The organism is Terrisporobacter sp. (assembly GCF_017888745.1).
Taxonomy (GTDB): Bacteria; Bacillota; Clostridia; order Peptostreptococcales; family Peptostreptococcaceae; genus Terrisporobacter.
Window position 1 is genome coordinate 1 of record NZ_JAGHFM010000060.1, and the last position, 7,711, is coordinate 7,711.

7 protein-coding genes are annotated in these 7,711 nt (G+C 30.1%); 4 read left to right on the forward strand and 3 right to left on the reverse strand.

The window, feature by feature from the left end; all coding sequences use genetic code 11:
• The 3 genes from J7G74_RS16775 to J7G74_RS02440 form a co-directional block, all read right to left on the reverse strand.
• On the reverse strand, positions 1 to 163 hold a 163-nt coding region (locus J7G74_RS16775; protein ID WP_297131460.1), incomplete at its 3' end, for an HAD family hydrolase.
• 224 nt (positions 164 to 387) lie between these two features.
• Positions 388 to 1,740, reverse strand: coding sequence for a 23S rRNA (uracil(1939)-C(5))-methyltransferase RlmD (gene rlmD / locus J7G74_RS02435; RefSeq protein ID WP_297131444.1), 1,353 nt, complete (start codon positions 1,738 to 1,740; stop codon positions 388 to 390).
• Positions 1,741 to 1,760: 20 nt separating this feature from the next.
• Complete coding sequence (locus J7G74_RS02440) at positions 1,761 to 2,483, reverse strand: pseudouridine synthase (protein WP_297131447.1); 723 nt, start codon at positions 2,481 to 2,483, stop codon at positions 1,761 to 1,763.
• A 199-nt stretch (positions 2,484 to 2,682) separates the two neighbouring features.
• On the opposite strand from J7G74_RS02440, the gene fba reads away from it, so the two are divergent.
• The 4 genes from fba to J7G74_RS02460 form a co-directional block, all read left to right on the forward strand.
• The gene (gene fba / locus J7G74_RS02445; RefSeq protein WP_297131449.1) at positions 2,683 to 3,546 is read left to right on the forward strand and encodes a class II fructose-1,6-bisphosphate aldolase; all 864 of its coding nucleotides are present in this window, start codon (positions 2,683 to 2,685) and stop codon (positions 3,544 to 3,546) included.
• 490 nt (positions 3,547 to 4,036) lie between these two features.
• Positions 4,037 to 4,537, forward strand: a complete 501-nt coding sequence (locus J7G74_RS02450; protein WP_297131450.1) for an NADH-quinone oxidoreductase subunit NuoE family protein — start codon at positions 4,037 to 4,039, stop codon at positions 4,535 to 4,537.
• A gap of 13 nt (positions 4,538 to 4,550) precedes the next feature.
• Positions 4,551 to 6,437 carry an NADH-quinone oxidoreductase subunit NuoF gene (locus J7G74_RS02455; RefSeq protein WP_297131454.1) on the forward strand — a complete coding sequence of 629 codons (1,887 nt, stop codon included), beginning with the start codon at positions 4,551 to 4,553 and terminating at the stop codon, positions 6,435 to 6,437.
• Between the two features lie 22 nt (positions 6,438 to 6,459).
• Positions 6,460 to 7,711: [Fe-Fe] hydrogenase large subunit C-terminal domain-containing protein (locus J7G74_RS02460; protein ID WP_297131457.1), on the forward strand; the 1,252-nt coding region annotated here is incomplete at its 3' end.

A 7,711-nucleotide genomic window follows, 5' to 3' on the forward strand; every position in this document is an offset into this window, starting at 1 on the left:
CAAAATTTTTTAACAAATTATAATACTGCCTACCACTAGCTATAGCAAACTTAATATTTTTTTCTTTTAATTGTTTTATTAAATTAAATAAATGTGGTGATAAATTATGATTACTATCTAACAATGTTCCATCCATATCTGATGCAATAAGTTTTACATTCATTTTTATTTCTCCCTCTAATTAAATTTGTCTATTATCTTGTTCCATGAAAATAATTTTAATATTTTTATTACAATATTTAGTCCTATAGATATATATTAACAGAATTTATTTCAATTTACATTCATATAAAAAAAGAGACTATGCAACTTTCTGCTTAATCTCTATATTTATCTTGTTTCACTGTATTCTCAATTACCTTAATTATACTTTCGTTGGGTCTACAATTACTTCTTTATTTTCACAACTGTTTCAACATGAGGAGTATTTGGGAACATATCCATACACTTAACCTTCTCTACCTTATAACCATAAGCTTCGAACCCTTTTAAATCTAAAACTAATGACTTAGGATTACAAGATATATAAACTATTTCCTTAGCTCCAAATCCACATATATCTCTTATAGCATCCTTATGAACACCTGGTCTTGGTGGGTCAACTATTATTAAGTCTGGTTTTTCTTCTAAGTTTTTAACTACTTTAGCAACATCACCTGCTATGAATTCACAATTATCAAGTCCGTTTAATTTAGTATTTTCATTTGCAGCTTTAACAGCTTCTTCTATTATTTCTATACCATAAACCTTCTTAGCTGTACTTGCCATAACTTGTCCTATAGTACCTGTTCCACTGTATAAATCAAATAATACTTTTCCTTTGTTATCTCCAACAAAATCTCTAGCTATACTATATAATTTTTCAGCACCTTTAGTATTTGTTTGGAAGAATGAGAAAGGAGATATTTTAAACTTAAGACCTAATACTATTTCTTCTATATAATCTCTTCCGTACAATACTTTTAATTCATCACAATTTACTGCATCTGCTAATCCATCATTTAAAGTGTGTAGTATACTTACTATTTCACCTTCTGTTCCAAGATTTAATAACATTTCTTTGTATTCTGTCATATCAAAATCTTCTTGAGTTGTTGTAACTATGTTTACCATTAATTCATTAGTATTAACACCTTTTCTAACAACTAAATTTCTTAAATATCCTTGATGACTATTTATTCTATAATAAGGAAGATTTTTTTCTCCAAAATACTCAACTGTACTAGTTAATATTTTTATAAAGTCTTGATCTACTAGATAACAACCATCTACTGTTATAATATCAAGATGTCTTCCTTTTTTGTGCATACCTAAAGTAAGAGGTCCTCCCTTTACTTCATCACCAAAAGTATACTCCATTTTATTTCTATATAATCTTTCATCAGGACTTCCTTCAATTCCTAAAAATTCAAATCCAGTTATATCCTGTTCTTTAAATAAATTTAAAACTTGTTCCGCTTTTATTTCTAATTGTTTCTCGTAAGGAACTGATAGTATGCTACAACCACCACATTGACCAAAATGTTTACATGACTCAGCAGTCTCAATTGGAGAGTTTTCTACTACCTCAAGTAGTTTAACTTCCGCTTTTTCACTTCTTGCTTTCTTTACTATGGCTTTTACTTTTTGACCAGTAATTCCACCCTTCATTTTTACTTTTCTTTTTCCTATTAAAGTTGAAGATTCTCCTCCAAACTCCATAGCTCCTACTTCAAATTCAATTATGTCTCTTCTTTTCACTAGAATATCCTCCGATTTTATTATCTTTCTTCTATTAATTTAACTTCATCATCAGTTAATTCTCTATATTCACCTAGATTTAAACTTTCATCTAGATTTAATTTACCCATAGACAGTCTTTTCAAGTATACTACTTTTTTACCTACACTCTCAAACATTCTTTTTACTTGGTGGAATTTACCTTCATGTATAGTAAGCTCTATCTCTGATAAATCATCACTTTTTAATATTTTAAGTTGAGCTGGCATAGTTTCATATCCATCATCTAAAGTTACTCCTTCTTCAAATGCCTTAATATCTTCATCAGTTACTAATCCATCTATTTTGGCATAATATGTTTTAGGTACATGCTTCTTCGGAGATAGAACCCTATGAGCTAATTGTCCATCATTAGTTAATACTAAAAGACCCTCTGTATCTTTATCTAATCTCCCAACGGGAAATGGTTCAAAAGTTAAATAAGATGAATCTATTAAATCTAAAACTATTGGATCTCTTTTATCAAAAGTAGCTGATAAATATCCATCTGGTTTATTCATCATTAAATAAATAAATTCTCTATACTTAACTTCTTTATTATCAAATTCTATTTTATCAATTTCTGTATCTACTTGTGTTCCAGGATTTGATATTGTTTTTCCATTAATCTTAATCAATCCTTGCTTACAGTATTTTTTTAAATCAGCTCTACTTCCATAACCTAAATTAGATAGAACCTTATCTATTCTTAATTTTTTTGCCACTTTATTTACCTCCTTTAAGAAGTACTTTATTTAATTAATTTATCTTAAAATTAATTTCACATAAACTCTATTATATATTATAATTAATGTTTTTGCTTATTATAATTTACTATATACTCTTTTTTATTTTAGTTATATAATATAAATGATGGGTAAGTTTTATAAATTTTAAACTTAATTATAATATGGAGGTTTAAATATGTTAGTTTCAGCTAAAGAGATGCTAAATAAAGCAAGACAAGGAAAATATGCAGTAGGTCAATTCAACATAAATAACTTAGAGTGGACTAAAGCAATATTATTAACTGCTCAAGAAAATAATTCACCTGTTATATTAGGAGTATCTGAAGGTGCTGCAAAGTATATGGGAGGATTTGATACAGTTGTAGGAATGGTAAATGGATTACTAAAAGGATTAAATATAACTGTACCAGTTGCTCTTCACATAGATCATGGTTCATATGATGGAGCTATAAAAGCTATGGAAGCAGGGTTCTCTTCTATAATGTTTGATGGTTCTCACTATCCATTTGAAGAAAATATTGCAAAAACTAAAGAAATAGTTGAGTTAGCTCATTCAAAAGGAATATCTGTTGAGGCTGAAGTTGGTTCAATAGGCGGGGAAGAAGATGGTGTAGTTGGTGCAGGTGAAGTTGCTGATCCTCAAGAATGCAAAGCTATCTCTGAATTAGGAATAGATTTCCTTGCTGCTGGTATAGGGAATATACACGGAAAATATCCAGAAAATTGGGCTGGATTAAACTTTGAAGTATTAGGTAAAATAAATGAAGCTACTGGTGACATGCCATTAGTATTACACGGTGGTAGTGGAATACCAGAAGAAATGATAAAAGAAGCTATATCTTTAGGTGTTGCTAAAATAAACGTAAATACTGAGTGTCAAGTAGTATTCGCTGAAGCTACTCGTAAGTACATCGAAGAAGGTAAAGATTTACAAGGTAAAGGATTTGACCCTCGTAAATTATTAGCTCCTGGTGTTGACGCAATAAAAGAATGCGTTAAAGAAAAAATGGAACTTTTCGGTTCTATAAACCAAGCATAATTTTAATAGTTTAAATAAAATATTTACATAATGATAGGTATATTTTATATACCTATCATTTTTTTATTTTTAAAACACACATTTTATATTTTCTGAATTTTTTAATTTTTCTTTAATTATTAATTTATTTATGAACAAATACTTAAAATTCTAATCAACTTTCCTTTTTTATTTAATTAAATTTTATATTATTAATCAAAATACTTAAAATACTATTTTTTATTTACCTATTCGATTATAGAATAATAGTTTTTAATTAACTTTTCAAACAATTCTTATACTATAATATAAATTAGAATTAGTATTTTTTTCCATTTAAATATATATATCTGTTTAAGATTATATTTTTAATGTTAAAAAATTAACTCTGTATTTTATTTATTATTTAAATCTAATCTCTATAAATTCTTTAAATTTATAAAGTTTAGTTTAATTTTTTACTGTTAATTACTTACTATGACGAACATTAAAATGTAAAGGGGGAATTTGTATGTGCAATTTTGTTTCACAAAACAAAAAATTATTTGATGAATTAGACAATTTAATCGATACTCTTCCTAAAGCTGATGAAAGTGCATTAATATATGTACTTAAAGAAGCCCAAGGAATATTTGGCTACTTACCAAAAGAAGTACAACTTCATATAGCAGAAAGATTAGGTATATCTCCTGCAAAAGTATATGGTGTTGTAAGTTTCTATTCTTACTTCTCTACTAATCCTACGGGAGAACACAAAATTAGTATTTGTCTAGGCACTGTGTGCTTTGTTAAAGGTTCAGATAAAATAATGGCTGAATTTGAAAAACAACTAAATATAAAAGCTGGCGAAACTACTAGTGACCTTAAGTTCACATTAGATGGGTTAAGATGTGTTGGTGCTTGTGGACTTGCTCCAGTTGTAGTTGTTGATGGTAAAGTTTATGGACTATGTACTCCAGATGATGTTACTAGTATCTTAGATGAGTACAGAGAACTAGAATTAAACTGTTAGGGGGAAACAATTCATGAAAAAGTTAAATTCAATTTCAGAACTAAAATCTGCTGTACAAGATTATAAACCAATTCTTCACTTAAGAGAAAATCACTCAAAAGATGTACCTGATACAAGAGATATTCTAGTTTGTGGTGGTACAGGATGTACATCTTCAAATAGTTTGCAAATAATAGAAAATCTAAAATCTGAAATAGACAAAGCCGGCCTTAATGACTCTGTTAAAGTTCATTTAACAGGATGCTTCGGATTCTGTGCAATGGGTCCTATTATAAAAGTTTATCCTGATAACGTTTTTTATGTTCATGTTCAGCCAGATGATGCTTCTGAAATCATAGATAAACATATTATCCAAAATAAAGTAGTTGAAAGGTTATTATTTGAAGAACCTTCTTTAAATCATAAAAAAGTTGAAAAACATGAAGATATGTCTTTCTATAAAAAACAACATCGTATCGCTTTAAGAAATTGTGGTCATATAAATCCAGAAGATATAACTGAATATTTAGCTAATGATGGTTATTTAGCATTAGGTAAGTGTTTAACAGAAATGACTCCTGAACAAGTAATTCAAGAAATTAAGGCTTCAGGTCTTAGAGGTAGAGGTGGTGCCGGATTCCCAACTGGTACAAAATGGGAAGCATGTGCTAAAAACCCTCCTATAAATGGAGAAAAATTCGTCGTATGTAATGCTGATGAAGGTGACCCTGGTGCTTTCATGGATAGATCTTTACTTGAAGGTGACCCAAATAGTGTTCTTGAAGCTATGGCAATAGCAGCTTACGCTATAGGGGCAAATAAAGGATATATATATATAAGAGCTGAATATCCTCTTGCTATAGATAGATTAAAAATAGCAATTTCTCAAGCTGAAGAAATTGGTGTTTTAGGTGAAAATATATTAGGTACTGGTTTTAACTTTACCATAGAGTTGAAATACGGTGCTGGAGCATTTGTTTGTGGTGAAGGTACTTCACTTATTCATTCTATAGAAGGTAAACGTGGAGAACCTAGAATGAAAACTTTCTCGTCTTCTAAACATGGTTTATGGAATGCTCCTACTTGTTTAAATAACGTTGAAACTTTTGGAAATATACCAGCTATTATCAATAATGGTGCTGATTGGTTTGCTTCATTTGGTACCGAAGATTCAAAAGGTACTAAAGTTTTTGCATTAGGTGGCAAAGTAAATAACGTTGGTCTAGTTGAAGTTCCTATGGGTACTACTCTACGTGAAATAATATATGAAATAGGTGGTGGAATACCAAATAATAGAGATTTCAAAGCAGTACAAACTGGTGGTCCATCAGGAGGATGTATATCTTCTAAAGATTTAGATACTCCTATAGATTATAAATCACTATCTGATATTGGTTCTATGATGGGTTCAGGTGGTATGCTTGTTCTTGATGATACTGACTGTATGGTTGATATATCTAAATTCTTCTTAGACTTCTCTGTCGATGAATCTTGTGGTAAATGTACTCCTTGTCGTATAGGTACAAAGAGATTATATGAATTACTATCTAAAATATGTGAAGGTAAAGGATGCGAGCAAGACTTAGTTGATTTAAAAGATTTAGCATTGACAGTTAAAAATACTGCATTATGTGGTCTAGGAAAATGTGCTCCTAATCCAATTTTAAGTACTCTTGATTGTTTCTATGATGAATATCTAGCACATGTTAAAGATCATAAATGCCCAGCAGGTAAATGTAGCGCTCTGTTAGACTTCGTAATTACTGATGAATGTATAGGTTGTGGATTATGTAAGAAAAACTGTCCAGCTGACTGTATATCTGGTGAAAAGGAAGAAAAACATGTAATAGATACTACTAAGTGTCTAAAATGTGGTACTTGTATAGAAAAATGTAAGAAGGGTGCAATTGTTAAGAGATAATTACACTAAGGGGGGTTTATTAATGAGTTTAGTTAATTTAACTATAAATGGTAAAGCTGTATCTGTACCTTCTGATACTAAAATATTAGAAGCTGCAAAACAAGTAAATGTTAAAATACCAAGCCTATGTCATTTACATATGGATGATATAAAATTCGATAACCATTGTGCATCTTGCCGTGTATGTATGGTTAGTGCAGGAAGAAAATTAGTCCCTGCTTGTGGTACTTTAGTTAAAGAAGGTATGGTAGTAAATACTAATTCTCCAGAAGCATTAAAATATAGAAAAAATGTTGTAGAATTAATGTTATCTGACCATCCAAAAGATTGCTTATCTTGTGTTAAGAACGGAAATTGTGAATTACAAAATATAGCTGCCGAATTAGGAATTAGAGAATTAAGATTTGGTAGTGGTGAACAATCTACCGCTCCTATAGATACTTCTACAAAATCTATAGTTAAAGATCACTCAAAATGTATCTTATGTAGAAGATGCGAAACTATGTGTAATGAAATACAAACTGTTGGCGTTCTTTCTGGTATAAATCGTGGATTTGGTACAGAAGTAGGAACATTCTTCGGTGTTGATTTAGCTGACACTAATTGTACTTTCTGTGGTCAATGTATAAGCGTATGTCCAACTGGTGCATTAATAGAAAAAGATAATACTGCCCTAGCTTGGGATGCATTAGCTCAAAAAGAAAAACCTGTCATGGTTCAAACTGCTCCAGCTGTAAGAGTTGGATTAGGTGAAGAGTTTGGATTAGAGCCTGGTTCTATTTCTACAGGTAAAATGGTTGCTGCTTTAAAAGCTTTAGGATTTGATTATGTATTCGATACTAACTTTGCAGCAGACTTAACTATAATGGAAGAAGCTAATGAATTTGTAAATAGATTTGTTAAAGGAGAAAAACTTCCTATATTGACAAGCTGCTGTCCAGCTTGGGTTAATTTTATGGAACATGAATATCCAGACTTACTAGATCATTTATCTACTTGCAAGTCTCCACAAAGTATGTTCTCTCCTATAGCTAGACATTACTTTGCTGAAAAAGTTTTAAATAAAAAACCTGATGAAGTTATAATTATGTCTATAATGCCTTGTGTGGCTAAAAAATACGAAGTATCAAGAGAAGAATTAGGTGAAGATGGATATTTAGATACTGATTTATCATTAACTACTAGAGAATTAGCTAGAATGATAAAAGAAGCAGGTATCGATTTAGCTAATTTAGAAGAAGCTGAATTTGATAGCCCTCTTGGATACTCTACTG

Bases quoted from the DNA above. Each gene is read 5' to 3' on its own strand.
- fba (WP_297131449.1), top strand. From the start codon at position 2,683: ATGTTAGTTTCAGCTAAAGAGATGCTAAATAAAGCAAGACAAGGAAAA.
- J7G74_RS02450 (WP_297131450.1), top strand. From the start codon at position 4,037: ATGTGCAATTTTGTTTCACAAAACAAAAAATTATTTGATGAATTAGAC.
- J7G74_RS02455 (WP_297131454.1), top strand. From the start codon at position 4,551: ATGAAAAAGTTAAATTCAATTTCAGAACTAAAATCTGCTGTACAAGAT.